General features: G+C 66.5%; 23 protein-coding genes. 12 read left to right on the top strand and 11 right to left on the bottom strand.

The genetic code is table 11. The annotated features are described in order from the left end of the window. Nucleotides 1-36: 36 nt before the first annotated feature. The 4 genes from BLR68_RS08190 to BLR68_RS08205 all read right to left on the bottom strand — a co-directional run bounded on the left by BLR68_RS08190 (nt 37) and on the right by BLR68_RS08205 (nt 6098). Entirely contained in the window at nt 37-1167 is a 1131-nt protein-coding gene (locus BLR68_RS08190; RefSeq protein ID WP_018187313.1) for a hypothetical protein, read from the bottom strand. Next, nucleotides 1164-2810 (bottom strand): sensor histidine kinase, encoded by a 1647-nt coding sequence (locus tag BLR68_RS08195; protein ID WP_256335347.1) that lies wholly within the window; start codon nt 2808-2810, stop codon nt 1164-1166. The genes BLR68_RS08190 and BLR68_RS08195 overlap by 4 nt, the downstream gene beginning before the upstream one ends. A gap of 47 nt (nt 2811-2857) precedes the next feature. Further along, nucleotides 2858-4369, bottom strand: a complete 1512-nt coding sequence (locus tag BLR68_RS08200; protein WP_018187311.1) for a sugar transferase — start codon at nt 4367-4369, stop codon at nt 2858-2860. Nucleotides 4370-4451: 82 nt separating this feature from the next. Next, the gene (locus BLR68_RS08205; protein WP_026302907.1) at nt 4452-6098 is read right to left on the bottom strand and encodes a sensor histidine kinase; all 1647 of its coding nucleotides are present in this window, start codon (nt 6096-6098) and stop codon (nt 4452-4454) included. A gap of 119 nt (nt 6099-6217) precedes the next feature. On the opposite strand from BLR68_RS08205, the gene BLR68_RS08210 reads away from it, so the two are divergent. Beyond that, nucleotides 6218-6556 (top strand): response regulator transcription factor, encoded by a 339-nt coding sequence (locus tag BLR68_RS08210; protein WP_256335353.1) that lies wholly within the window; start codon nt 6218-6220, stop codon nt 6554-6556. A gap of 1 nt (nt 6557) precedes the next feature. Here BLR68_RS08210 and BLR68_RS08215 read toward each other — a convergent pair whose 3' ends face one another. From BLR68_RS08215 to BLR68_RS08245, 7 genes are all read right to left on the bottom strand, one after another. Further along, nucleotides 6558-8255: a sensor histidine kinase gene (locus tag BLR68_RS08215; RefSeq protein WP_018187309.1), complete on the bottom strand. Its 1698-nt coding sequence runs from the start codon at nt 8253-8255 to the stop codon at nt 6558-6560. After that, nucleotides 8255-9136 (bottom strand): hypothetical protein, encoded by an 882-nt coding sequence (locus BLR68_RS08220; RefSeq protein ID WP_018187308.1) that lies wholly within the window; start codon nt 9134-9136, stop codon nt 8255-8257. Before BLR68_RS08220 ends, BLR68_RS08215 begins: the two co-directional genes overlap by 1 nt. 3 nt (nt 9137-9139) lie before the next feature. Further along, nucleotides 9140-10654, bottom strand: coding sequence for a tyrosine-protein kinase domain-containing protein (locus tag BLR68_RS08225; RefSeq protein ID WP_018187307.1), 1515 nt, complete (start codon nt 10652-10654; stop codon nt 9140-9142). A gap of 121 nt (nt 10655-10775) precedes the next feature. Continuing rightward, complete coding sequence (locus BLR68_RS08230; protein WP_018187306.1) at nt 10776-11060, bottom strand: Dabb family protein; 285 nt, start codon at nt 11058-11060, stop codon at nt 10776-10778. Between the two features lie 4 nt (nt 11061-11064). Beyond that, the gene (locus tag BLR68_RS08235) at nt 11065-12060 is read right to left on the bottom strand and encodes a GDP-L-fucose synthase family protein (RefSeq protein ID WP_018187305.1); all 996 of its coding nucleotides are present in this window, start codon (nt 12058-12060) and stop codon (nt 11065-11067) included. Beyond that, entirely contained in the window at nt 12045-13073 is a 1029-nt protein-coding gene (gmd, locus tag BLR68_RS08240) for a GDP-mannose 4,6-dehydratase (protein ID WP_018187304.1), read from the bottom strand. The genes BLR68_RS08235 and gmd overlap by 16 nt, the downstream gene beginning before the upstream one ends. 28 nt (nt 13074-13101) lie before the next feature. Continuing rightward, nucleotides 13102-14373, bottom strand: a complete 1272-nt coding sequence (locus BLR68_RS08245; RefSeq protein ID WP_040570576.1) for a glycosyltransferase — start codon at nt 14371-14373, stop codon at nt 13102-13104. A gap of 52 nt (nt 14374-14425) precedes the next feature. On the opposite strand from BLR68_RS08245, the gene BLR68_RS08250 reads away from it, so the two are divergent. The 11 genes from BLR68_RS08250 (at nt 14426) to glmM (ending at nt 24956) form a co-directional block, all read left to right on the top strand. Continuing rightward, nucleotides 14426-14980, top strand: coding sequence for an LbetaH domain-containing protein (locus tag BLR68_RS08250; protein ID WP_018187302.1), 555 nt, complete (start codon nt 14426-14428; stop codon nt 14978-14980). A 380-nt stretch (nt 14981-15360) separates the two neighbouring features. Continuing rightward, nucleotides 15361-16104 (top strand): glycosyltransferase, encoded by a 744-nt coding sequence (locus BLR68_RS08255; protein WP_176770675.1) that lies wholly within the window; start codon nt 15361-15363, stop codon nt 16102-16104. Nucleotides 16105-16451: 347 nt separating this feature from the next. Further along, nucleotides 16452-16676: a DapH/DapD/GlmU-related protein gene (locus BLR68_RS18170; protein ID WP_256335354.1), complete on the top strand. Its 225-nt coding sequence runs from the start codon at nt 16452-16454 to the stop codon at nt 16674-16676. A 64-nt stretch (nt 16677-16740) separates the two neighbouring features. Further along, nucleotides 16741-18153 carry an O-antigen ligase family protein gene (locus BLR68_RS17710; protein WP_176770676.1) on the top strand — a complete coding sequence of 471 codons (1413 nt, stop codon included), beginning with the start codon at nt 16741-16743 and terminating at the stop codon, nt 18151-18153. Beyond that, the gene (locus BLR68_RS08265; RefSeq protein WP_018187300.1) at nt 18153-19568 is read left to right on the top strand and encodes an oligosaccharide flippase family protein; all 1416 of its coding nucleotides are present in this window, start codon (nt 18153-18155) and stop codon (nt 19566-19568) included. The genes BLR68_RS17710 and BLR68_RS08265 overlap by 1 nt, the downstream gene beginning before the upstream one ends. A 10-nt stretch (nt 19569-19578) precedes the next feature. Then, nucleotides 19579-20292, top strand: a complete 714-nt coding sequence (locus BLR68_RS08270; RefSeq protein WP_018187299.1) for a glycosyltransferase family 2 protein — start codon at nt 19579-19581, stop codon at nt 20290-20292. Beyond that, the gene (locus BLR68_RS08275; protein WP_026302902.1) at nt 20293-21402 is read left to right on the top strand and encodes a glycosyltransferase family 4 protein; all 1110 of its coding nucleotides are present in this window, start codon (nt 20293-20295) and stop codon (nt 21400-21402) included. It begins immediately after the preceding gene. A 23-nt stretch (nt 21403-21425) separates the two neighbouring features. Next, nucleotides 21426-22457, top strand: coding sequence for a hypothetical protein (locus BLR68_RS17715; RefSeq protein ID WP_143015737.1), 1032 nt, complete (start codon nt 21426-21428; stop codon nt 22455-22457). A gap of 186 nt (nt 22458-22643) precedes the next feature. Beyond that, nucleotides 22644-23090, top strand: coding sequence for a 50S ribosomal protein L13 (rplM, locus tag BLR68_RS08285; protein ID WP_018187296.1), 447 nt, complete (start codon nt 22644-22646; stop codon nt 23088-23090). Between the two features lie 29 nt (nt 23091-23119). Then, on the top strand, nt 23120-23605 hold the full coding sequence (rpsI, locus tag BLR68_RS08290; protein WP_018187295.1) for a 30S ribosomal protein S9: 486 nt from the start codon (nt 23120-23122) through the stop codon (nt 23603-23605). A gap of 7 nt (nt 23606-23612) precedes the next feature. Then, nucleotides 23613-24956, top strand: a complete 1344-nt coding sequence (gene glmM, locus BLR68_RS08295) for a phosphoglucosamine mutase (protein ID WP_018187294.1) — start codon at nt 23613-23615, stop codon at nt 24954-24956. The last annotated feature ends 52 nt before the right edge of the window (nt 24957-25008 follow it).

Below are 25008 nucleotides of genomic sequence, written 5' to 3' on the forward strand. Positions count from 1 at the left end.
GTGACGCCGCGACGGACAGGTGTCGGGGATCGGAGATCAGGGCGCGAACACCGCGCGCTCCCACCTGTCGCCGCCCGAGACCTGCGCGTGCGCGGCGGCGTCGGCCGCCGCGGCGCAGAGCTTGTCGAGGTCGTAGTCGGCGAGCGGTGCCGCTGCGACCCCGATGCTCGCAGAAAGGCGGATGGGGACGGACGACTGGTCGGTGAGCGTGCCGATCTGCTCGAGCAGTCGGGACAAGTAGCCCCGCACGGCCGTGTCGGGGCGCGGCAGGAGGACGAGGACCTGCGTCGGCGACACGACATGGACGTCGGCCTCGGGCGGCATGACGTCGCGGATGTCGCTCACGAAGCGCGCGGAGATGCGCTGGAAGGCCCGGCCGCTCGAGGCCTCGAGGAGCTCGGTCGGGTCGTCGAGGCGCACATCGATCAGCGACCACCAACGATCGTCGGCCTTCTTCGCGCGCGAGAGGCGGTCGCGCGCGATGCTGAAGAAGTCGACCGTCTGCTGGTGCTCGGGTTTCGGTGCGCCGCGGCGCACGAGGTAGAGCAGCGTGACGAGCGCGCAGACGAAGTAGAGCAGGGCGACGAGTTCGTTGATGTCGTAGAGGTCCCTCATATCGGACTCGGTCTGGCCGATCGCGCCCCGAGCGAGCCGCATCACGCCGTCGACCGCGACGACGACGGCCAGGCCCACGAAGCCGAACGAGACGACGAGCAGAGGCAGTGCCATCTCCCTCTCGGCCTGACGAAGCCTCAGCAGCTCCCACGCGGTCAACCCTCCGGTCACGGCCGCCATGAAGAAGGCGAGGCGGAAGAGGGGACCGTAGACGGGGGTCTCCGCGGCGAGTCCCAAGGCGATGGTGAAGGCGCTGAACACGACGATCGTCGGAATCAGCATGATCGGCTCGCGCCCACGTCGCGCACGCAGGCCGACCCATGTGTAGGCGGCGGCGCACAGGATCGGCCCGTGCGCCGCTCCCCGCAGCGGCTCGGAACCGATCTGGTCGGCCGCGACGAGCAGGTAGCAGCTGAGCATCGCCAGGGCGAAGCCCGCCGACCAGATGGATGCCGCGCGCCCGGGGAAAGGCAGGAAGCCGAGGCCGATCATCATGATCGTGCAGGTGGTGGCGATCGCGACGAGGACGATCGTCACATCGATGTGCGTCATCGCTCGTCCCCCTCTTCGCGGCCTGCCTCTTCGCGATCTGCGGCGGGCAGACGGACCGTGACGGTCGTCCCGTGTCCGAGAGCGCTCTCCACCGTGATGCTACCCCCGTGGCTTTCGACGATCTCGCGTGCGATGCCCATGCCGAGCCCGGTGCCCGGCACGCCGCCTTCCTGCACGGTCTGCGCGCGGAAGTACGGGGTGAACACCCGCTCGACGTCGTCGGGCGACATGCCGATGCCCTCGTCGGCGACGGTCACGGCGCCCCAGCCGTCCTCATCGACGGCGGCCACGACGCGGAGCGTTCCCCGGTCGCTGTACTTGATCGCATTGCTGATGATGTTGTCGATGACCTGCCGCAGGCGGAACTCGTCGCCGTCGACCTCGATCGGGCCCGCCACGACGGCATCGATCGTCAGGGCGGAGGCGGATGCCGCCGGCTCGAACGCCTCGATCGATGCGGTGACCAGCTGGGCGACGTCGAAGCGCGCGCGGGGGTCGTCGGCATCCGTCGACTGCGTCAGCAGGCCCTGGATGAGGGTGAGCATGCGCTCGCTCGCGGACTCGATGACGTCGACGTGGTCGCGCTGCGCGGGGGTCAGCGGGTCGCCTTCGAGGAGGAGGTCGGCGTGCCCGAGGATCGCGGTCAGCGGGTTGCGCAGCTCGTGCGCGACGACCCGGGTGACGTGGGGGCGCTCGCGCTGGGCGTCGGCGACCGCTGTGAGGTCTTCGAGCTCGACGACGAAGGTCTCCTCTCCCAGGGAGTTCGCGCCGGCGGGGCGGATCGAGAGCCCGAGGGCGCGCCAGGTGCCGGTGCGGTCGAAGAGCCACAGCCTCTCACCCGAGACGGTCTCGCCGCGACCGGCGCGGGCGATCGCGGTCTCGGAGGGGGCCAGGGCGCGGCCACGGTAGCCGGTGTACTCGACGGCGCCGCCGACGGGAAACCGTAGATCCTGCGTGTCGAGGGAGTAGAGCGACCGGTAGGCGGCGTTCGCCGAGACGATCTCGCCCCCGGGGGCGACCCGTGCGAGGGCGACGGAGATGGAGTCGAAGACCGCGTTCACGCGCTGTTCGGCGGACTGGACGCGGTGGACCGTGGTGGACAGACGGCGGGCCTGATTGCGCGCGAGGTCGCGGAACGCGCGGGTGCGCTGGGAGCCGACCGAGATGGTGATCGCGAGGAACGCCAACGCCAGCAGGATGATCAGCAGGTCGACGAGCACAGCGGCCGAGAAGTCCCAGTGGGACGGGTCGGCGAGGTTCATGAGCGCGACCGCGCTCAGCGAGGCGACGATCTCGATGGTGCCGTAGTACGTCGCGATCCACGCGATCGGGAACACCCACAGGTAGCCGAGGCTCGGCTGGCTGAGGCTCAGGAACCCGATGGCGACGATGTCGACGAGCGGCAGCACGAAGGCGGAGTGCTTCGAGGTGCGCGCCCACGGCGTGACGAGGGTCGTGATCGAGGCGATCACGACGACGAGGATGCCGAAGAGGTACCCCGGGGTCGCGAGGAGGCTGACGTCGAGGACGCCCACGGCGACGGTGATGGCCACGACGCTGAAGGTGAAGATCAGCTGCCACTGCCACACCGAACGCACACGGGTGCCGATCAGTTGACTGTCGGCCCAGCGGCTTTCGATCATCGGCATAAGGGCTCCGCCGCCAGTGTGGCACGGATCGCGCACCCGCGTCAGAAAGCGGTGTCTCCCGGAGCGAGCGCGGCACGCGCCGTCTTGACGAGGATGACGAAATCGCCGACGAGGGTCCAGTTCTCGACGTACGACAGGTCGAGGCGCACCGATTCCTCCCACGACAGCGACGACCGGCCGCTGACCTGCCACAGGCCCGTGATGCCGGGCTTCACGAGGAAGCGGCGGTGGACGTGGTCGGCGTAGAGCTCCACCTCTCGGGGGAGGGGCGGGCGCGGCCCGACGAGCGACATCGACCCGCCGATCACGTTGAACAGCTGGGGAAGCTCATCGAGGCTGAGCCGCCGCATGATGCGCCCGATGGGGGTGACTCGCGGATCGTGCTTCATCTTGAAGAGGACCGCATTGCCGGCATCCCGGTCCTGCTCCATCAGTGCGGCGAGCCGGTCTTCGGCGTCGGTCACCATCGAGCGGAACTTCAGCATCGTGAACTCGCGGCCGCCGTGGCCGACGCGCGTCTGTCGGAACAGCACGGGGCCCGGGCTCGAGAGCCGGATCGAGATGGCGAGGAAGGCGAGGAGCGGGCTGATGACGGCGACGCCGATCGAGGCGGCGCTGACGTCCATGACGCGCTTCAGGACGCGCTGGCCGCCGCTGAAGCGCGGCGTCTCGACGTGGAGCAGGGGCAGGCCGGCGACGGGCCTGCTGCTGATGCGGGGACCGGCGATGTCGGCGATGCCGGGCGCGATGACGAGGTGCTGGCGCCCCGCTTCGAGGCCCCAGGAGATCTCCTTCACCTTGTCGGCGGGCAGCTCGTCGGTGCTCGTGATGACGACGGTGTCGGCAGAGGTCGCCGCCATCGCGTCGCCGAGCGCCGAGATCGATCCGATGATCGGGATGTCGGTGCCCTCGATCGTGTCGGCGACGGCGCCGCCGGGCACGCAGGCGCCGACGACGTAGTAGCCGGCGCTCGGCGTCCGCAGCAACTCGTTGGCGATGTCGATGACCGAGCGCCGCGACCCGACGAGGAGCACGCGAGCCGAGAACGCGCCGCTGCGCCGCTGGGCGATGAGCCACTGGCGCCAGAGCCAGCGTTCGAACAGCAGGATGAGGATGCCGAGGGGCAGGCTGATCAGCAGGAAGCCCCGGGCGACCTCGGTCTGGGTGAGGAACGCGACGATCGCGATCACGCCGAAGAGCGTGACGCTGGAACGGGCGGTGCGGGCGTACTCGGCCGAGCCGGCACCGATGACCCGGTGGTCGCGGGTGTCGGCGAGGCTGAGGGTGAGCATCCACAGGAGGATGAGGGCTGTCGAGAAGCCCCAGTACGAGACCTCGCCGGCGACGCGCCCCGCTTGGATCGCGAGGTCGGCTGCGCCGAGGCCGAACCAGGCGAGCTGCGTGCCGTAGACGACCCAGATGAGCACGAGCAGGTCGCTGATCCACAGCCGCCGAGCGTAGGTGCGGCGCCAGCGTTTGACGGGTTCGTCGTGACGCGCGCCCGTCGCCTTCTCGTCACTGCCCGTAGATTTCGATGTCACCGTGATCGCCATCGTTTCGCCACTCCCCGCGAGACGTGAAACTCCCCTTGCGCGGAAACTACCAGCAGCGTGTGACGCTCGTGTGTCCAACCCGTCATGCAGCGCCACCGTCCGTCAGCGCCGGCAGGCGGAGCGCCGCCGAGACGCCGTGGCCCACGTCGGATGAGAGGGTGACGTCGCCGCCGTTGCGGCGGGCGAGGTCGCGGGCACTGCCGAGACCGAGGCCCAGCCCGCCGGCCCCGCGGCCCTCGGCCTCGGGGCCGCGGTAGAACCGGTCGAAGGCGTGCTGCAGAGTCGTGGGCGACATCCCGGGGCCGTCGTCGGTGACGGTGATCCACACGTCGTCGTCGATGCGGGAGGCGGAGATGGCGATGGTGCCGTTCTCGGCGAAGGTGACGGCGTTCGAGACGAGGTAGGTCAGCGCGCGTTCGACGTCGATCGGGGCCGCGCGGGCGACGAGGCCGCTGGTCGCCGTGACGATGGATGCGTGTCGAGCGGCGGCATCCGTCGCGAAGGCGTCCCTCACCCGCTCCATGAGGGGGTCGACGGCGACCGCGTCGGAGGTGCTCGCCTCCCGTGACTCGATGAGGCCGTCGACGAGCGTCGTCAGGCGGTCGGCGCCGCGGCGGACCTTCGCGATCCACCCGCGCTGCTGGTCGTCGAGGTCGGTGCCGAGCAGCAGGTCGGAGTAGCCGACGATGTTCGTGAGAGGCGTCCGCAGCTCGTGGCTCGTGGTGGTCGCGAAGTCCTCGCGCTGGCGCTGCAGTTCGAGCTGTGCGGCGAGGGCGGCGACGCGGGCGCGCTCGGCCTGGGCCACGTCTTCGGCGGCGCGGAGGGCGAGCTTCGCGTTCATGCGGCTCTCGTAGCGCGCGACAGAGACGAGCAGCGTGAACACGCCCACCGTGCTCATGAAGATGACGAGGTCGACCGGGGCGATTCGGGACGCGGCGAGGTCGAAGCCGAACGAGCCGCCGGCGGTGAGGGCGAGCAGCAGCGCGGCGATGGAGATGATGAGCGATTGCAGGATCGCGGTGCGCAGGGGGAAGCGCAGGCACCCCGCAGCGAGGACGGCGAACACGAGGAAGCTCAGGTTGGTCGCTCCGCCGGGCCCGAAGGTCAGGAGCAGCGTGGGCACGGTCACGGCGGCGTGCACGGCGAGCTCACCGGCCTGCGGGGTGCGGGTTTCCCTGGGCGGGACGACCGCCAGTGCGCCGATCAGCATCGTTGCGGAGCTGTGCGAGGCGAAGCCGACGATGGCGACGGGGAGGAACGACGAGCCGACCAGCAGGACGCCGGCCGTCGCGATCGTCAGCCCCAGCACCGCCGCTCCGACGAGGGATGCCGCGACGAACCGCACCGCACGCGTGAGGGTCGTGAGGCGGAAGCCGTCGTCGTGGCGTCCGAGCACCGAGAGGAGGACGGCGATCTCGATCGTGTTGCAGAACCCGTACAGCAACGCCACCGACCAAGGCCTGCCGACCAGGGCGTTGCTCGCCGAGGTGGCGACGAAGGTGGCGAGCAGGGCCCACCGCCGCTCGCCGGGCTTGGCTCGGAGCGCGAACCACGCGGAGGCGCCCGCGGCGGGCCACCACCAGGCGATCGGGAGGCCCGGCGCCTGCAGGGTCAGTCCGACCATGCCCAGCGCGATGATGACGACGGGGGTGGCGATCCAGAACCACCAGCGCCGCGACCGGGACGACGCCGGGGAAGGCGCCTTCCCCGCTGCGGTCGGAGTCGTCACGCGTACACCGTACAGCGCGTGTGTGTCGCGTATAGTCTCACGGAACAGTCGGTGTCTCGATCGACTAGCGAAAACAAGGTGGGTGCTCGGTGTCACGAGTCCTTGTGGTGGAAGACGACGTGGACGTCGCCTCGCTCCTGACCCACGTCCTCGCTTCCGTCGGACACGACGTCGAGGTGGCCCACGACGGCGGCGCCGGCCTCGCGTTGGCCTACGAGAAGCATCCCGACATGGTGATCCTCGACTGGATGATGCCCATCAAGACGGGCATCGAAGTGTGCTCGACGCTGCGGTCCGACCCGGAGTTCTCGTCGACGCGCATCATGATGCTGACGGCGCGTTCCTCTCCGCAGGATGTCGCCCAGGCGCAGGCGGCCGGTGTCGACGACTATGTCGTGAAGCCGTTCACGCCGCGTCAGCTGCGCGAGCGCGTGGCCACGCTGCTCCAGGCCGGCTGACTCATCCGGCCTGCTCGACCGGGACGGCGAACTCGCCTTCGAGGACGACCCGGTCGCCTCTCTGCCGCAGGGTGGTCCGAGCCCCTCGCGTGCCGATGCCCGTCACGTGCTCTCCGCCGGGCGCGCCGGTGAGGCGAAGGATGCCGGGGCTGCCGACGCGCACGCTGAGCTGATCGTCGACGCGCTCGATCGCGACCTCGGCCCACCGGGCGCCGGAGTGCTTGACCGCGTTCACGAGTCCCTCGTTGACGAGGCTGGTGATCGCCTCGCCGACGATCGCGTCGTCGAGGCTCGCGCGGGCGTCGTCGTGGATCGCGAGCGAGACGTCCATGACGACCGACCACGCGCGTACCAGGTCGTGGATGTCCTCGGCGTCGACGGCGGCCGGGGCATCCGCGGTGCTCACCTGGTCGAAGATCTCGTCGGTCTGCGCCCGGAAGGTGGCGAGCATTTGCTCGTCGGGGGGGTTCTCGTCGACGTGCGCGGCGAGGATCACGCACCGCCCCTGCAAGCGGCCGTGCAGCAGGTCGGTGGCGCGGCGCAGGGGGAGCTGCGCGGCATCCACCTCAGCGGCGAGGGTGCGCGCCGAGTCGAGCAGCACGGTCGTGGCGCGCTCCTCCTCGGCGCGGGCGCGGCGGTACGCGTCGACGGACACGCTGATGATGACGGCGACGAGGGGGACCGCGACAAGAGGCACGAGCCCGAGTGAACCGACGCTCGGGATGAGGGCGAACGAGAGCGCCATCACGCCGACGCCCACGGCCAGCCAGGTGGCGACGAAGACGGCGCCGCGCAGGCGTGGACGCAGCCGGCGGGTGGATCGGATGATCGCCGAGGCGACGAGGTCGAGCGCCGCGCACACGAGGATCGCGGTGAGGGCGACCGACGGTCCGCCGTGGGCGAGGCCGAACGGGAGCGTCGCGCCGACGTACGTGAGGCCCACTGTCAGCAGGGGGGTCCTGCCGAGTCGTCCGACGAGCGGGACGCGCTGGGCCTCGCCGATGCTGACGTCCGCGGGGGAGCGGGGTGTGGGGGCGGTGCGCACGGCGTCGAGCGCGTGCGACGCGGCCCGCACCCGGTCGGAGTACTCCCGGACCGCGTCGTAGGTCACCGGACGGCCCAGCAGATCGTCGCGCGATGCGCGCAGCTCGGCGACGAGACGGTCGCGCTCGGCGTCGCCGTCGGTACGCAGCCGATTCACCTCGGCGATGGCGGCGCGCATCTGGGCGCCGGCGAGCTGTAGGCGGGTCGTCGTCGCCCGCAGCCGGCGCTGGTAGGTGATCGTCACTGCGCACACCGTGAACAGGGCGACGCACGTGACGAGGTTGGTGGTGATGCGGTTCGGCCAATTGCCGCCGGTGGAGGTGCCGAAGACGAGGGTGCTGATGCCGTCGTTGACGAAGGGCCGGATGCCGGAGATCAGGACGATCGCTCCGATGATCGCCCATGCCCTCGCCGCCGGCCGCTCGAGGCGCCGCTCGGCCCAGGTCGCCGCGAAGCCGATCGCGATGAGCGGAGGCGAGCCGAGCGCCGCCACGGCGACGCCGCGGAGATAGCCGAGGAACGAGGGGTCGCCGACGCTGGGCACGCTCAGGAGGACTCCGACGGCGAGGGCGAGGATCAGCGACCAGCGGCTGAAGTACTCACCGCTGACGAACGTCGCGCCCAGCGTCCGCCAGACGCGTCGTACTCTTCCCATCAGCGTGTCGTGCTGAGGAGCTGATCTCCCACCCACACCCGCACGGTATCGCTCGTGAGGGCCAGGGCGACAGGTCCGGTGGCGTCGGTGGTGAGGCAGTCGATGGGTGCACTCTCGGGGGCGAGCGTCGCGACCTGGATGCCGTCGCAGTCGGGGCTCGTGGTGGCGCCGACGATGTCGCCGTCGAGCACATCGACGGCGACCACGCCGGTGCCGATCTCGGTGGTCTCGCCATCGGCCACGTCGTAGGCCGTGCCGTCGCAGATGAACGCCGCGGTGCCACTCGAGGTGCGAAGGCCCCACGGCTGCGCGCACGGGGCGTCGACGGTGGTGCCGTCGATGATCAGGCTGTCGCCGGTGATGTAGTCGGATGCCGGCAGCAGGTCGTCGTACGGCGACCAGAACGTGCCTTCGGTGAACGTGCGCAGAGCCTGGGTCTCGCAGTCGTCGCCGAGGTCGGCGACGAGGTCGGCCTGGGTTTCGGCGAACGGCGTCAGGGCGCGGATCTGCGTGATGTCGCGGTAGGTCGGGGTGACGTCGACCCACGTGTCACCGTCGTCATCCGATCGTTCGACGACGGGTGCCGGGCCGTCGCACCGGCCCGCGGTCGCACGCCACATCATGTCGGCGTCGACGGCGAGGAACCGTTCGTCGGCGTCGGGCGGTGCGATCGCGGCGGGGCTCTCCGAGGGCGACGGCGAGGACGCCGGGGGAGTGAGACCGACAGTGGGTGCCGGACGGGACGCCGGGTCGACGCCGTCGCCCTGGCCGCGCTGCAGGGCCAGCACGACGAGGGCGCCGACCGCGACCGTCAGCGCGACGACGAGCAGCGCGACGACGACCGAGGGCAGCCCGCGTCGAACGGGCGAGCGGCGTGCCATGACTCAGCGGGCGGCGGCGTCGCCGGCATCCCGCGCGCCACGACGCGAGTCGACGCCGATCTCGCCGAAGGCGGGCGCCGTGTCGGGGACGACGGCGACGGGCGTCTTGCGCTTGCGGCCACGGGCCGCCTTCGGCTGCTCCTGCGTGTAGCCGTAACCGCCGTATCCGTACCCGTATCCGTATCCGTAACCGCTGTAGTACGAGTCGGGTCCGCGGGTGGGCACCATCGACATGACGAAGCCGGCGACCTTCGCACCCACCGTGTGCAGGGCTTCGACGGCGCCTTCGAGCTGGTGGCGGGTGACCTTGCCGGCCGAAGCGACGAGGATGGCGCCACTCGTGCCGCGCGCGAGGATCGCCGCGTCGGTGACGGGCAGCAGGGGCGGGGCGTCGCAGAGGACGACGTCGAAGTCGCGTTCGAGCACGTCGAGCAGAGTCGACATCTGCTTCGATCCGAGCAGTTCACTCGGGTTGGGTGGGATCTTGCCGGCGGGCAAGACGAACAGGCTGCGCCCGCCCCACGGCAGCATGACGTCGCCGACACGGGTGCGGCCGATGAGCACGTCGGTGAGGCCGACGCCGCCCTCGATGCCGAGGTATTCGGCGACCTTGGGCTTGCGAAGGTCGGTGTCGAGCAGTGCGACCTTCTTGCCTGCGTCGGCGAGGGCGATCGCGAGGTTGATGGTCGTGGTCGACTTGCCCTCGCTCGGCACCGAGCTCGTGATGACGAAACTCGCGCGGCCGCCCATGTCGAGGAACTGCAGGTTCGTGCGCAGGGCGCGGAACGACTCGGCGCGCGGGCTGAGCGGGTCGGCGTGCACAATGAGCGGGCGTTCCTTCGCCTTCGTGTCGAACGCGATCGCGCCGAGCGAGGGAGCGGACGTGATCGCCTCGGCATCCCGCGGGGTACGGACCTTGTTGTCGAGCACCGTGCGCAGAACCGCGATGCCGATGCCCAGGGCGAGGCCGACGAGCAGACCCAACGCGAGGTTGAGCGGCACGTTGGGGCTCGCCGGCGAGAGGGCCGGCTGCGCGTCGCTGACCCGGGTGAGCCGGATCGGGCTGCCGCCCTCTTCGATCTGCGGCTCGATCTCGGGGACCACGGTCGACAGGCTCGCCGCGACCTGATTGGCGAGGTTCGCCGCGACGACCGGATCGGGGTCGGATGCCGTGATCGTGATGATCGTGGTGTTGAGCGCCGACGAGGCGGTGATCTGTCGGGCAAGGCTCTGCGCGGTGACACCCAGGTCGAGCTCGGCGATCACCGGGTTGAGCACGATCGGAGTCGTCACGAGCCCGACGTACGTGTTGATGCGCGTCTGGGCGAAGTTGGCACCTTGGGCGACTTCGGCGGTCGACCCGCCCGCCTGCGTCGATACGGCGACGCTGCTCGACGACTCGTACACCGGGGTGCGCGTGAGCGAATAGGCGGCTGCAGCGCCCAGACCGACCAGCGTCAGTACGACGATGATGAGCCAGTTCTTGCGGAGGACGCGGATGTAGTCGCTGAGCTCCATGGTGCCTCTCGTGCCTACGCCCGGCGGACGTGCGAACAATGCGGCTCAGTCTGCCACAGGGCTGTGTCGGGCAGATGACACGCGGGGATCGTGCCGCGATCGGGGTGCGCCGGTCGCCTGGTCAGGCGTCGTAGTCGCCGATCCACCAGTCGGAGATCGCCGCCATCTCGGCCGCGACGGTCTGGTGTCGGGGATGCGCGCGGAACGCGCCGAAGGCTTCGGCGCTCTCGAACGTCGCTTCTTCGACGACGATGCGGCCTTTGCGCTCGTCGAGCGACCGGGCGATCCGCCAATCGATAATGCCGGGCAGGTCGGCGAGCGTGCGCAGCCGGTCGATCGCACGGGCGACGTCGTGCTCTTCGACGTGGTCGTGGATGCGGAAGAGCACGACGTGGCGGTACGCCATCGAATTACTCGCGGATCGTGTCGAAGTGGTCGCGGTACCAGGCGACGGTGCGCTCGAGACCCTCTTGCAGGCTGATCTTCGCCGTCCAGCCGGCGTCGGCGAGCTTCGAGACGTCGAGGAGCTTCTGCGGGGTTCCGTCGGGCTTGGTGGTGTCCCACTCGGTGTCGCCGCTGAAGCCCGTGACGTCGGCGATGGTCTCGGCGATCTCGCGGATGGTGACGTCGCTGCCGGTGCCGACGTTGACCTGGTCGGGGCCGTCGTAGTGCTCCATCAGGTGCAGGACGGCGTCGGCCATGTCGTCGGAGTGCAGGAATTCGCGGCGGGGTGTGCCGGTGCCCCAGTTGGTCACGGCGTCGGCGCCCGTCTTGGCGGCGTCGTCGTAGCGGCGGATGAGGGCGGGCAGGACGTGCGAGCCCTTCGGCGAGAAGTTGTCGTTCGGCCCGTAGAGGTTGGTCGGCATGGCGCTGATCCAGGGCAGCCCGTACTGGCGGCGCACGGCCTGGGTGTGGAGGATGCCGGCGATCTTCGCGATCGCGTACGCGTCGTTCGTGGGCTCGAGGTGCCCGGTGAGCAGCGAGTCCTCGCGGATGGGCTGCTCGGCGAACTTCGGGTAGATGCAGGACGATCCGAGGAAGGCGACGCGTTCGACATCCTGGGCGAGGGCCGCGTCGAGCACATTGGTCTGGATCCGCATGTTGTCGGAGAGGAAGTCGACCGGGTAGGTGCTGTTGGCGAGGATGCCGCCCACCTTCGCCGCCGCGAGGACGATGTAACGGGGTTTGATCTCGGCCATGTAGGCGAACACATCGTCGCGGTTTTTGAGGTCGAGCTCGGCGGAGGTCTTGCCGACGACGCGGGTGAAACCTTCGGCTTCGAGCTTGCGGACGATCGCGGACCCGACGAGGCCCCGGTGGCCGGCGACGTAGAACGTCGCGTCCCGGTCGAGCGCGCCGGGTGTGTAGGTGACGCCGTCGAGCGCGGCGGTCACGCGGTGCCCCACGAGGCGAGCGTGACGGTGTCGATCCATTCGGGACCCTTTTCGAGCGCTTCCACGTCGGCGTCAACCATGAGGGTCGCGAGTTCCTTCCCATGGATGGTGGGAACCCAGCCGAGCTTGTCGGCGGCCTTCGACGGGTCGCCGATGAGCGCGTCGACCTCGGTGGGTCGCAGGTAGCGCTCGTCGAACTTCACGAACTCCTGCCAGTCGAGCCCGACGTGGCCGAACGACGTCTCGAGGAAGTCCTTGATCGTGTAGCCGACCCCGGTGCCGAGGACGAAGTCCTCGGGCTCGTCGGCCTGCAGCATCCGCCACATGCCTTCGACGTACTCGGCGGCGTAGCCCCAGTCGCGGATGGATTCGAGGTTGCCGAGGTAGAGGTCCTTCTGCACGCCGGCCTTGATGCGGGCGACGGCGCGGGTGATCTTGCGGGTGACGAACGTCTCGCCGCGGCGGGGTGACTCGTGGTTGAAGAGGATGCCGTTGACGGCGAACATGTCGTACGCCTCGCGGTAGTTCTTCACGATCCAGTACGAGTAGAGCTTCGCAACGCCGTATGGCGACCGCGGGTAGAAGGGGGTGTCCTCACCCTGGGGCGGGGGAGTGGCACCGAAGAGCTCTGAGGTGGACGCCTGATAGAACCGCGTCTTGATGCCCGAGAGGCGGACGGCTTCGAGCAGGCGGATCGTGCCGGTGCCGGTGGTGTCGGCGGTGTGCTCGGGTTCGTCGAACGAGACGCGCACGTGCGACTGGGCGGCGAGGTTGTAGACCTCGTCGGGGTTGATCTCGCTCATGAGGGTGACCATGCGGGCGCCGTCGCTGAGGTCGCCGTAGTGCAGGAAGAGCTTGGCGGTCGGATCGTGCGGGTCGACGTACAGGTGGTTGATGCGGTGCGTGTTGAAGGTCGATGCGCGACGGATGAGTCCGTGCACCTCGTAGCCCTTCTTCAGCAGCAGTTCGGCGAGGTAAGAGCCGTCCTGGCCGGTGATGCCGGTGATGAGAGCGCGCTTGGTCACGGTGATTCCCCCTGGGCTAGACGAGCCGTCAGCTCGTCGATACGGCCGAACGCGGAGGCCGCGCACGGTCTCCATCGATGAGCGTTTGGAGAAGAGTAGCGAACGACTCGATCGCGAATGTTTCGTCGAGGACCGTCTCGCGGTAACGCTTGCCGCTCTGACCGAGCTGCTCAGCGCGCTCGTGGTCGCGGCCGAGCTCGAGGCTCGCGTCGAGAAGGGACTGCGGGCTGGCCGCCGGGACGACGACGCCGGCTCCCGCCGCGCGGATCTCGTCGGCGGTGATCCCGTTCTTGTCGGTCGCGGCGATGACGGGGCGGCCGCTGGAGAAGTAGGACGTCAGCTTGCTGGGGACGGCCATCTCGCTGACGCCGGGGTACTCGTTGACGAGCAAGATGTCGGCCGCGGCGAGTGCGGCCGAGAACTCGGCATCCGGAAGCGGGTCGAGGAACTGGACGGTCGACACGCCTTCGGCAAGGGCCTTGAGGCGGTCGCGCTCGCCGCCGCCGCCCATGAGCACGAAGCGGATGGGGGCGCCCTGCGCCTCGGCGAGCCGGGCGGCGTCGACGACGTTGCCGAGGCCCTGCTTGATGCCCATGTTGCCGGCGTGGAGCACGACGACCTCGTCGCCCCAGCCGCGCGCGGCGCGCGCGACGCTGCGGTCGACGGGGGCGGTGGGGGAGAGGTGGGTCCAGTTGCGGACCACGTGGATGCGTTCAGGCGGGATGCCGTAGTCGTCGGCGACGCGGGCAGCGAAACGGTCGTGGATGACGACGACCCGGTCGGCGGTGGAGAGCAGCCATTTCTCGGTCACCTTGATGACCTTGCTGCTGAGGCCGCCGTCCTGGCCGGTCTCGCGCAGGCCGAGCCAGTAGAGGTCCTGCACCCAGACGACGAGCGGCGTCTTCTTAAGGAAGAGCCGCAAGCGGAGCGCGGCGAGGGCTGAGGAGAAAAGGGCGGGCGAGACAAGCACGGCGGCGTCGCGACCGCCGAGAGGTGCGAAGAGCAGACGCAGTCCGAAGCTGATCTCGGAGAGCAACCGGCGGATGCCGCTCGGCTTCGACGGCACGTAGTGGCGGACCCGAAGGGCGTCGACGCCGTCGAGATGTTCCCTCCGTGACCACTGCCCGTAACCTGCCGACACACGCCACTCCGGATAATGAGGATGCGTCGTGACCACGTGCGTCCGGTATCCCCGCCTCGACAAACCACGTGCCATGGCTCCGGTGTAGGGGGAGATGCCGGTCGGCTCGGGAGGGTAGTTCACTCCCAGTACAGTGACTGCGGGGGCGGGACGCGACATGTTCTCGACCCTAGCCGCGCGTCGGTTTCGGCCTGGTTTCGGAAGGTGGACGATGTCTGACATCCCGGTGATCGATCTCTCGAAGGCCCCTGGTGAGCGTGCGGCGTGGGATCGGCCGGCATGGATCGTCTACCTCTGGGCCGTGTGCGAACTGTTGTTGGTCACGAACCCCTGGCAGATCAGCTCAGGGCTGCGGGTGCGGGTTCTGCGGGCCTTCGGCGCACAGATCGGGGCGGGCGTTGTTTTCCGGCCTCGGACTCGCGTGAAGTTCCCGTGGAAGCTGAGCATCGGCGACCGCTCGTGGATCGGTGAGGGGGTGTGGTTCCACAATCAGGACCACATCTTTATCGGGCATGACGTTGTGATCTCGCAAGAGACTTTCTTGACGACCGGCAGCCATCGGCACCGCAAAGACATGGCACTCGTGACGCGGCCGATTGCCATCAACGATGGGGCCTGGGTCACAAGCAGATGCATCGTCTTGGGCGGAACCGAGGTCGGGCGGTCCGCGCTCGCTCGACCGCTGACAGTTGTGTCCGGTGCGATCGCACCCGGCAAGATCGTTGCAGGCCCATATTGCTCTGTGGTGGGTGATCGATTCGTATGAGCAGGTCCTCGTCCGCGAAGAGACGCGTTAGCCCGCCGAAGTACGCGATGTACTTGGCCGTGCTTCCGTTTTATCGGCAAGCTTGCGTCGACGTGCTGAGGCGGGAGCTTGGCGATGGCCTTGCGATCTACGCAGGTCCGAGTCAACTCGACACCTCCGTGCGGACAGGTGTCGCGTCTCGCGACTACAAATCGGTCAAGAACATTTCGATCCTTGGCCGCGCTCTCCTGCAACTGGGTGGCTGGCGCGAGGTCATGCGGGCAGACGCAGCGATCTTGGACTTGAACCCGAGGAGCCTGACTAGCTGGCTACTGATGCTGGTCCGCAAGGTACGCGGGCGTAGGACGCTCTTGTGGGGTCATCTAAGTCCCAGAAGGGGGATGAACAGCGCGACGAGTCGCCTGAGGGAGTCGATGAGGGGACTTGCCGATGGAACCATTCTGTACGGCTACGACAGCGTGGTGCCGGCTCGTGACATGAACCCGCGAGTTCCGTTGTGGGTCGCGCCAAATTCGCTATACCTCGCAGAGCAGATGACCCCCGCGTTGATGGACTCTGCCTCGCCATCGGTACTTTACGTTGGCCGATTGGTCGCTTCGAAGAAGGTCGAGCTCCTCATCCGCGCCCTCACCGTACCCGCAGCCGCTTCTGCCGGTGTCATTGTCGAAATTGTGGGCGCTGGAGAGGAGGAAGGACACCTAAGAGGACTGGCGTCCGAGTTGGGTGTTGCAGATCGCGTGGTCTTTCACGGAGAGATAACGTCGCCGAGGGACCTTCACTCACTGTACGAACGAGTTGCCGTCGCGGTCTCGCCTGGGTACGCCGGTCTCAGCGTCACTCAAGCCCTCGGATTCGGGGTGCCGGTGCTCGTCGCGAAGGATGAACCTCACGCACCCGAGATTGAGTTGGTGAGGTTTGGGGGGATCAGATTCTTCGAGAGCGACAATGCGATCGCGTTGGGAAAGGCGATCACGACGGAGATCGAAGCAGCTTCAAAGCAGGATCGCGAAACACTAGCGGCTCGAGTGCGCGGTGCTTACTCCGCCGAGCAGATGGCCGCGGGCCTGATTGACGCGCTAAGAGGGCATAAGCAGCTTTTGAACGATGAGGGGTGGCCCGCGTGAAAGAGTCGTTAATCCCCGCCAACCGCAGTCGGTTGCCAAAACCCGTTGAGCGGTTGGCGCGCAGAATCCTCAACAGCCGCCAAATCGGTCCGAACGTGACACACGGTCCGGGGTTGCGTCTCGGCCTTGGGGCTTACGTAGGAAGCCCACACGGCTTGACTCTCGGAGCCCAGGTCTCCGTCGGGAAGGGCTCACTAATTGAGGTAGATGGCTCGATTGGCGACTTCACGCTGATTGCGCGTGGCGTTCAAGTGGTAGGGCGGCTCGACCATCGCATTGATCAGGTGGGCGTGCCTATCGCCCTTAGCGAATGGGTTGGGGACCGCGGTCCACAAGCGCTCGACAGCGTGGTTGTTGGAAGCGATGTTTGGATCGGGGCGTCTGCGGTCATACTCGGGGGCATCTCGGTTGGAGACGGCGCAGTTGTCGCAGCGGGGAGCGTAGTCACGAAGAATGTCCCCTCGTTCGCTATTGTCGCCGGCAACCCCGCGCGGGTCATCCGGTACCGGTTCACCGATGCTGAACAAGCCGAACACCTCGAACAGTTGGCGAGGTTGAAGGCTCGTGGCTAGCCCGGTCGGAGAGTCAACTCGGGCGAGACCTCTGCGGGCTGTGGCATCCGTGGTCGTAGTCGGAGTGACACTCGCGGTCGCTGGCGTAGTGAGCGGTCAAATCGTTATCAGTCTCGCCGCCGTCATCGTCTTGAGTTTGGCGTGGTGGATACCGCCGGCGCTTGTTCGATTGAGCGTCGTGCTCGGAGGAACGCTCTTCTTGTTCCAGAACGCAGCTGTGGGTGGTCAACTCAAGTTTGCCTTCGTCGCGTTGTGCTTGATTCTGGGTGCTTGGTCCTTCTGGGCTCTCCGCTATCGCTGGTCCAGTGCAGAGCCCTTCGACCGAGAGGTAGTGAAGCCAATCCTGGTGGCGGCCCTCGTCCTCACGGCCGTGCCGGTCCTCACGCTGGTGCAATTCGCGTTCGGGCCAGCATCCGTTGACTCGTGGCTGCGTGATGCGGTCGGTTATCTGTCGCTGCCGTCGCTCCTGTTGGTCGGTGTGGAGGCTGGTCTAAAGCTTTCGTGGCGGATCGCCGCAATCGTAATCTCCGGGACGTCCCTCGTGGCGGCTGCGCTAGCACTCTCTACATGGCTTTCCAGGCGAGGCGGCGACGTTCTCGGATTCTCTCAGCTCGGCTTGGCCTCTTCGATGCCCGTGTTCGCAGGCATCGCGCTGGCGCTGGCCATGTACTTCAACAGCAGGTCAACGGGCCTCGCTTGGCTTCTGCTCGGGTTGCTGCAGATCGCTATTCTTGTTAGCACCGGTGGCCGCCAACCTGCAATATTTGCAGTCGTTGGACTCCTTCTCGCCGCTGCCTTCAGCCGTCGCGGGCTCGCACAGAGGTTGGCAAGGCTGTTCGTTGCAGGACTCGCCGCACTCTTTGCCTTTGGAGCCGTCCTAGCTTTCTCGGAGACGTTTGGCGGGGGTATCGCTGCTCGCAGGTTGAACTTCTTTGACCGAGTTCTCGACTCGGGGTGGTCAGCTATCCAACAGGACGGCTCGGTAATTGACAGGTCGAACGCGTATGACTGGACACTTCAGATCTGGCAGTCGAACCTTTGGTTCGGTAGGGGCCTGGGCGTCAATTTCCCCTCGGTACGTTCCGGTCTGACAGACGACGGTGGTTTCACTCTCGACACACCGCTAGTGGTCCTCGCCAAATTTGGCATTGTTGGCTCAGTCGCGATCGTTTGGGCCGTCGGCCTTGTTTTCGCGGGCGCACTTCGCGCACGAAGGCACTCAGCAATCCCGGAACTCAAAGCACCCACCTACTCAGTCGTCGCGATCGGTCTGGTTCTCTGCACCGTCCTGAACGGTTTCCCTACGGAGAACCGAGGGTTTGGAATCTTCCTTGCCGGGCTAATCGTTATTGCGCTTGCTGCTAGCGACTCGCAAAAGTACACCCGAGGTGCGAACTCGCGTTATCGCAATATTGGTGCGGTGGCAGGCGCCGAAAGTCGACCTTCGATGCGGTCGGCCTCGAGGAGGATGACCTGATGAGCGTGGTCGGCAGCCACGGGAGTCAGCATCGACCCGCCGGTGGGGTCCTGCGAGGTGCGGTGTCGCTCTCGGTTGGCACCGCTGCCGTGCGTGGCCTTTCGGCCGCCAGCCAATTGCTTCTAGCCATCTGGCTGCTGCCTGCTGAATTCGGCCTCTGGGCAGCGTCTCTTTCGTCGTTGACGTTCTTCACCAGCGTCGCGAACTTCGGTGAAGTCAATGGCTATTTGTCTGGTCGATCGAACTCTTTCAGCCGGTTGGTCCGATCCACTCGTCGCCAGAATGCGGCGCTGACTGCCACGGCAATCGCGGCGGGGATCGTCGTGCTCTTCGCGGCCGGCGTAGAGGGCGGAGTTCTTGCGCTGATCATCGCCCTGAGCATCCCCCTGCAAGGGGAGGCGGACGTTTACTACGCCGCCGGTGTCAAACTTCGCGCCTATACAAGGTTGGTGGTCGCGCAGCTCGTCGCGGCAGTGATCAAGCTATTGCTGGGTGTAGGTCTGGCGGTTTGGTTGGAGAGCGCTCTCGCCCTTGCTGTCCCGACACTCCTCTACTACCTGATTCAGATTCTCTGCTTGAGAGGTCTTCGGGGGCGCGTCGCGGAGGATGCAATCGAGCCTGAACCCGCTACGGCGCGGGAGCGCTTCTCCTGGGCCGTGAACTCCTTGGTCATGACGCTCCCGTTGCAGATCGGTTTTTTCGTGGCGCAGTTCGTCACGGACAAAGAAACTCTCGGGCTCTATTACTTGGCGTTTCAGCTCTCGCTAGGCATCTCGGGCCTACTTGCGGTCCCACTCGCGAGGGTGGCGCTTTCGGCTTTCGGGGAGGAATCAGGCCGCGGGCGCGTGAGGTTGGCGGTGACTCTCTCGCAGATTCTGGGCGCCGCGGTAACTCTCGCAGTAGCGACTCTGTGTGCCGCGGTGATTTTCTTTGGACCACTTGTGCCGACGGATTGGCGGGCGGCCGCGCCGGTCGCTGTCGTGATGCTGGCGAGCCTGCCGATCAGGCTGATAGCACCGGTGCTCGAAGGATTTCAGCAGTCGAACAAACAGTGGTGGCAAAGCACACTCTTCAACGCCGTGGAGACCCTTGCGTCCGCGTTAATTGCGCTGTCGCTTGCGTACGTTGATTTGATTACGTTCGCGCTTCTGCTGACGGGTTGGCGACTGCTGTTTGGCGTAGTGCGGATGGTGGTGGTCCTGCGATCTGCTGGTTGGTTGCCCTTGACCCTCCTCAGCCTCTCAATCGCAATCTCAACGGCACTCCTGTCGTCGAGCGCACTTTCCGCAGTCCCCTATTCGTACATTCTTTTGACCGTTGCGGCGGCCCAGGCGCTTGTCTGGCTCGCAATGCTCGCGCGGCGGGCATTGCCAAATCGAATCATCTGGAGAAAGAGGAAGCGCGATGCCATCTAGCAGGCCCTTCGTGAGCATTCTGATTTTGACGCATAATGCCCCCGAATACGTGGAACTGACGATTCGGAGCCTGCGCAAAAATACGCAGAACGTCGAGTTCGAGGTCGTCGTCGTGGATAATGCATCGGATCAGGAAACGGTGAATCTCGTCACGAGACTTCGCGATGAGGGACTGATCGACAAGCTCCAGCTTTCCGAGGTGAATACGCTGTTTGCGGGTGGCAATAACATCGCGGCCAGCATGGCGTCGGACGATGCAACCCACTTTTTGCTCCTCAACAGTGACGTTGAAGTTCGAGCCTCGGACTGGCTTACGAGATTGCTCTCGCACCACAAGGAAGGTGCCGTCTCCTACGGTGTCGCGACAGATCCGCTTAGGCTGGACGGATACTGCCTTCTGATGGACGCCCACATCTATCGCGCCTTCCCCTTGGATGAGGGACACCAGTGGTGGTGGTCGGTAACGAAACAGCAGGCCGCGATCCTCGTCGCGGGGTATGCGGCATCCGGCTTCTACGAGCATGAGCAGTATGTTCACCATTTCGGGGGGAAAAGTGGCTCCGCCTTTCTGTCGGCGAAGGGGATGAACGTGGGTCGGCGCGAAGTTTACGGCTGGTTTCGCGGGAAGCAGCCGCACATCATTGACCGCATGCCCTCAGTATCGATTAAGAGTCGCCTCAGGACGCTTGCCCTGCGCGCTCTGAGCGTGATTGGGCCAAGTTAAATGCCGGTTCGAGCGATTCTTGTTCTATCGCCGTGGGGGACCGCGGGCGCGTATTCAGGCCCGGTCGTCCTGCAGGAGCGCCTCTTCGGCGAACTGGCGGGAACGGTCGGGATTCCTGTTGACCTCGCATATCGAGCTCGCAGCTCGGACGAAGCCGACGCTCGGTGGGCGCGTAAGAATATCGAGTTGGTTCGGAGCGATGAGCTTCGGATCGTCACGCAGATCATATGGGCTTTAAAAGCCAGTTGGCTCGTATTAACTACGCGGCGCCACTATTCGCACATTCACCTGCAGGGCGCTTACTGGATGAACTTGCTCCCCGCCCTGCTCGTATCGCGGTCCACCCGTCTGCTGATTTTACCGGTCCTGGAGGCCGGTGACTTTCATGACTCCGGAAAGCGCTCAAGCGTCGTGAAGCGGATTCTCCTACATCACGTGATCAAACGAGCCCATCGTATTTTTGCACTCTCGGAGGGTATCTGGGTGGAAGCTCTAGCGCTTGGCGCGAAGGACCAACAGCTGGTCCGGATTGCGAACCCGGTCAGCGACGACTTCCGCGTCGATAGAGCTGCGCCGCCGGCGGAGGACTTTCCGTTGCTCTTCTGCGGCAAACTTGGTCCCGTTAAGAGACCGCATCTGGTCCTAGAGGCGGTTCGTCGGCTCCGCCTTGCGGGGATTCCCGCCCGCGCGATTTTCGTGGGTCCCTTTCGTGACTCCGAGTACGAGAGCAAGTTCATGGCGGCGACGGCGGGTATCACTGATTTCGTTACCCTGATCGGTTACATCCCGGATACCGCGCCTGTGTATGCACAGTCGTTGGCTGCGTTTGTTCTGCCCTCCGCAGCCGAAGGTCTGCCGGGTGCGCTGGCGGAAGCGATGTACAGCGGCTTGCCGTCAGTCGTCACGGACGTGGGTGCGATGGGTGAGATCGTGCGTCGCAGTGGCGGAGGCGTCGTCATATCGGGGCTGGACGAGATGGTCGAGCGTCTGCAGGAAATTGCAGCCGATCCGCGCGCATGGGCTGAAATGTCCCGCGCCTCGAGCGAGTTTGCCCACGCCGAGTTTTCTGCTCGCGCCGTCGCAGCCGCATACCGGGGCGGCCTCGAATGAAACGTCGGGATAGAGGAGAGCCAATGGGCGGTTTGAAGAAGCATGAAGCGGCCGCTTGGCCGTCATACGAGAGGTTGTTCGATCAGGTTTCCGGCTGGCGCGGCGCAAAGGCCTATGTCATCGAAATGACGGACCGGAGTGGGAAGCTTTTGGGTAACAATGGCGACTTCCTAATGCACGCCGTATTTGATCGGATGCTTACAGAATTAGGAATTACTCGGGTCGCTCCTGATTCGGCGGAACTAATCATTGTCCCCCCAAACGGCGCGCTACTGGAGACCTACCAATTCCCATCCATCCTTCGAGAGCGAATCGCGGACTATCCGAATTTGCCGCTTATCATTTTCCCTTCATCCGCGCTCTTCGACTCGATCAACCCCGCTTTCATTTTCGAAGGTCGGGCAGCGGCAACCCTTTGGTTCTTTCGGGAACGCTATTCGTTCGAACAAGTTGGGTCGGCGTGGGGTGGCGCTCTCAAGGCCCTAGGCGTTCGTCTGCTGCTGGACCATGACGTGGTTGCGTCCGGTAATCGCTTCGTTCGAGAAATCATCGAGTCTCGTTCGCCGCGAAACGACACATCGGGTAAACGGCTGCTGATAGGTGGACGTACCGACAGCGAGTCTCGAACCGCAAAGCACTCCAGCGCTCGGCGGGTCGGGGACGCTCACCTCCTCAAACGCCTGGCACGAAGCGCCTTCTTCGCGCTACCTCACGGGACTCGATCGGCTATTGCCCGACGGGTCTTCCGTCGGAAGCTCGAACGTGCGGGATCACTGCTGATGGAGCGATTGAAGGCGGCGGGCCACAAGTTGCCCGAAGGGTCTTTCGCGAGAACGTCTGTCGTGGACGTCAGCGCGCTCGAGTACTCGACCTTCACGTACTACCTCCGCACCATTTCCTCCGCGGACGTCGTTGTTTCCGACCGCTTGCACATCGCGCTGCCCGCCGCGGTGCTGGGAAAGCGGGTCTATCTCATGGAAGCCGGCTATCACAAGCTGACAGGTGTCTATGAGCAGTCGCTCGCGGGGCTCCCGAACGTCACATTGGTGAGGTAGCCAACAGTTCCCCTTTGTGTGTTCAGGGCGACCTCGTGTACTGTAGTTCTTTGGTGCCTGCGCCCTGCTGGCCTCGCACCGCGAACGTGAGCCCTCCACTGGCGTGTTCGACCGGCATCCCGAGCGAACCACCCCGGAGTGGGATTCACGAACTCCTCCGTTCGAATCTATGAAAGCAGCACTACTGTGACGCGCACTTACACGCCCAAGGCTGGTGAGATCACCCGCGAGTGGGTGGTCATCGACGCATCCGACGTCGTCCTCGGCCGCCTCGCCTCGCACGCTGCCACGCTCCTGCGCGGCAAGCACAAGCCCACGTTCGCGAACCACGTCGACACCGGCGACTTCGTGATCATCATCAACGCCGACAAGGTGGCGCTCACCGGCCAGAAACTCGAGCAGAAGAAGGCCTACCGCCACTCGGGTTACCCGGGCGGCCTCAAGTCGGTCACCTACGCCGAGCTCCTCGAGAAGAACTCGGTTCGCGCTGTGGAGAAGGCCGTCCGCGGCATGCTCCCCAAGAACAGCCTGGGTCGTCAGCAGCTGACGAAGCTGAAGGTCTACCGCGGTGCTGAGCACCCCCACGCTGCACAGCAGCCCACCACGTACACCTTCGACCAGGTCGCCCAGTAAGCGCCGCCGAGAAGAACAAGGATTATCTGATGGCGAAGATCGCTGACTCCCTCGACCAGACCCCCGAGAACTACTCGACCGAGACCCCGGCCGCCGCTGAGGCTGCCCCGGCTCGTCCCGTGCTCTCCGTCCCCGGTGCCGCCGTCGGCCGCCGCAAGCAGGCCATCGCCCGCGTGCGCCTGGTCCCCGGCTCGGGCACCATCACGGTGAACGGCCGCACGATCGAGGACTACTTCCCCAACAAGCTGCACCAGCAGCTGATCAACGACCCGTTCACGGTCCTCGGCCTCGCCGGTGGCTACGACGTGATCGCCCGCATCTCGGGTGGTGGCCCCTCGGGCCAGGCCGGCGCCCTGCGCCTCGGCATCGCGCGGTCGCTGAACCAGATCGACGAAGAGAACAACCGCCCGACCCTCAAGAAGGCCGGCTTCCTCTCCCGTGACGCTCGCGTCAAGGAGCGCAAGAAGGCTGGTCTCAAGAAGGCGCGTAAGGCTCCTCAGTACTCGAAGCGTTAATCCTTCGATGGCACTGTTCGGGACGGACGGTGTGCGGGGCCTCGCAAACGGCCCCCTCACCGCCGATCTCGCGCTCACCCTGGCCCAGGCGACCGCTGTCGTCCTGGGCCAGGGTCGTATCGCGAACGCACGCAAAGCCGCCGGCAAGCGCCTCACCGCTGTCGTCGCACGCGACCCCCGGGTCTCCGGCCACTTCCTGAGCGCCGCCGTCGCCGCAGGTCTCGCCTCATCCGGCGTCGACGTGCTCGACGCCGGCGTTCTGCCGACCCCGGCCGCCGCCTTCCTCGTCGGCGACATCGACGCCGACTTCGGCGTCATGATCTCGGCCTCGCATAACCCGGCGCCCGACAACGGCATCAAGATCTTCGCGCGCGGCGGCGTCAAGCTGCCCGACGTCGTCGAACAGCGCATCGAAGAAGCGATGACCGGCCCGAAGCTCGCCCCCACCGGGGGAGCGGTCGGCCGCATCAGCCGTTTCGCGGACGCCGAAGACCGCTACGTCGTGCACTTGCTCGCGTCGCTGCGCACCAGCCTTCGCGGCCTGCACGTCGTCCTCGACTGCGCCCACGGCGCCGCATCCGGTGTCTCGCCCGAGACCTTCCGAGACGCCGGAGCCAAGGTCACCGTCATCGGCGCCGACCCCAACGGCCTCAACATCAACGAAGGCCTCGGCTCCACCCACCTCGACGTTCTCGTCGCCGAAGTGCTCCGCACCGGCGCCGACCTCGGCATCGCCCACGACGGCGACGCCGACCGCTGCCTCGCCGTCGACGCCGACGGCCGCATCATCGACGGCGACCAGATCATGGCGATCCTCGCCGTGTCGATGAAAGAACGTGGACTGCTGCACAACGACACCCTTGTCGCGACGGTCATGAGCAACCTCGGGTTGCACCGTGCGATGGCGGCCAACGGCATCCACCTCGAGACCACTGCCGTCGGCGACCGCTACGTCCTCGAGCGCATGAACGAGGGTGGCTACTCGCTCGGCGGCGAGCAGAGCGGCCACGTCATCATGAGCGAGTACGCCACCACGGGTGACGGAGTGCTCACGGGACTGCACCTCGCCGCGGAGGTCGCCCGGCAGCGCAAGCCGCTGTCAGAGCTCGCGAAGGTCATGACGGTCTTCCCGCAGGTGCTCATCAACGTGAAGGGCGTCGAGCGTTCGCGCTCGACCGACCCTGATGTGCTCGAAGCCGTTGCTGCCGCTGAGGTGGAGCTCGGGGATTCGGGTCGGGTGCTGCTGCGCCCGTCGGGGACCGAGCCGCTCGTGCGCGTGATGGTTGAAGCCGCTTCGGAATACGATGCACAGCGGGTTGGGGAACGGCTCGCGTCCGTCGTCCGCGGCTGAGGCTGAAACACAGCGGGCCCTGGGATATCCCAGGGCCCGCTGTCGTGCTGCG

It is taken from the genome of Microbacterium sp. 77mftsu3.1, from assembly GCF_900100525.1.
GTDB lineage: Bacteria > Actinomycetota > Actinomycetes > Actinomycetales > Microbacteriaceae > Microbacterium > Microbacterium aquilitoris.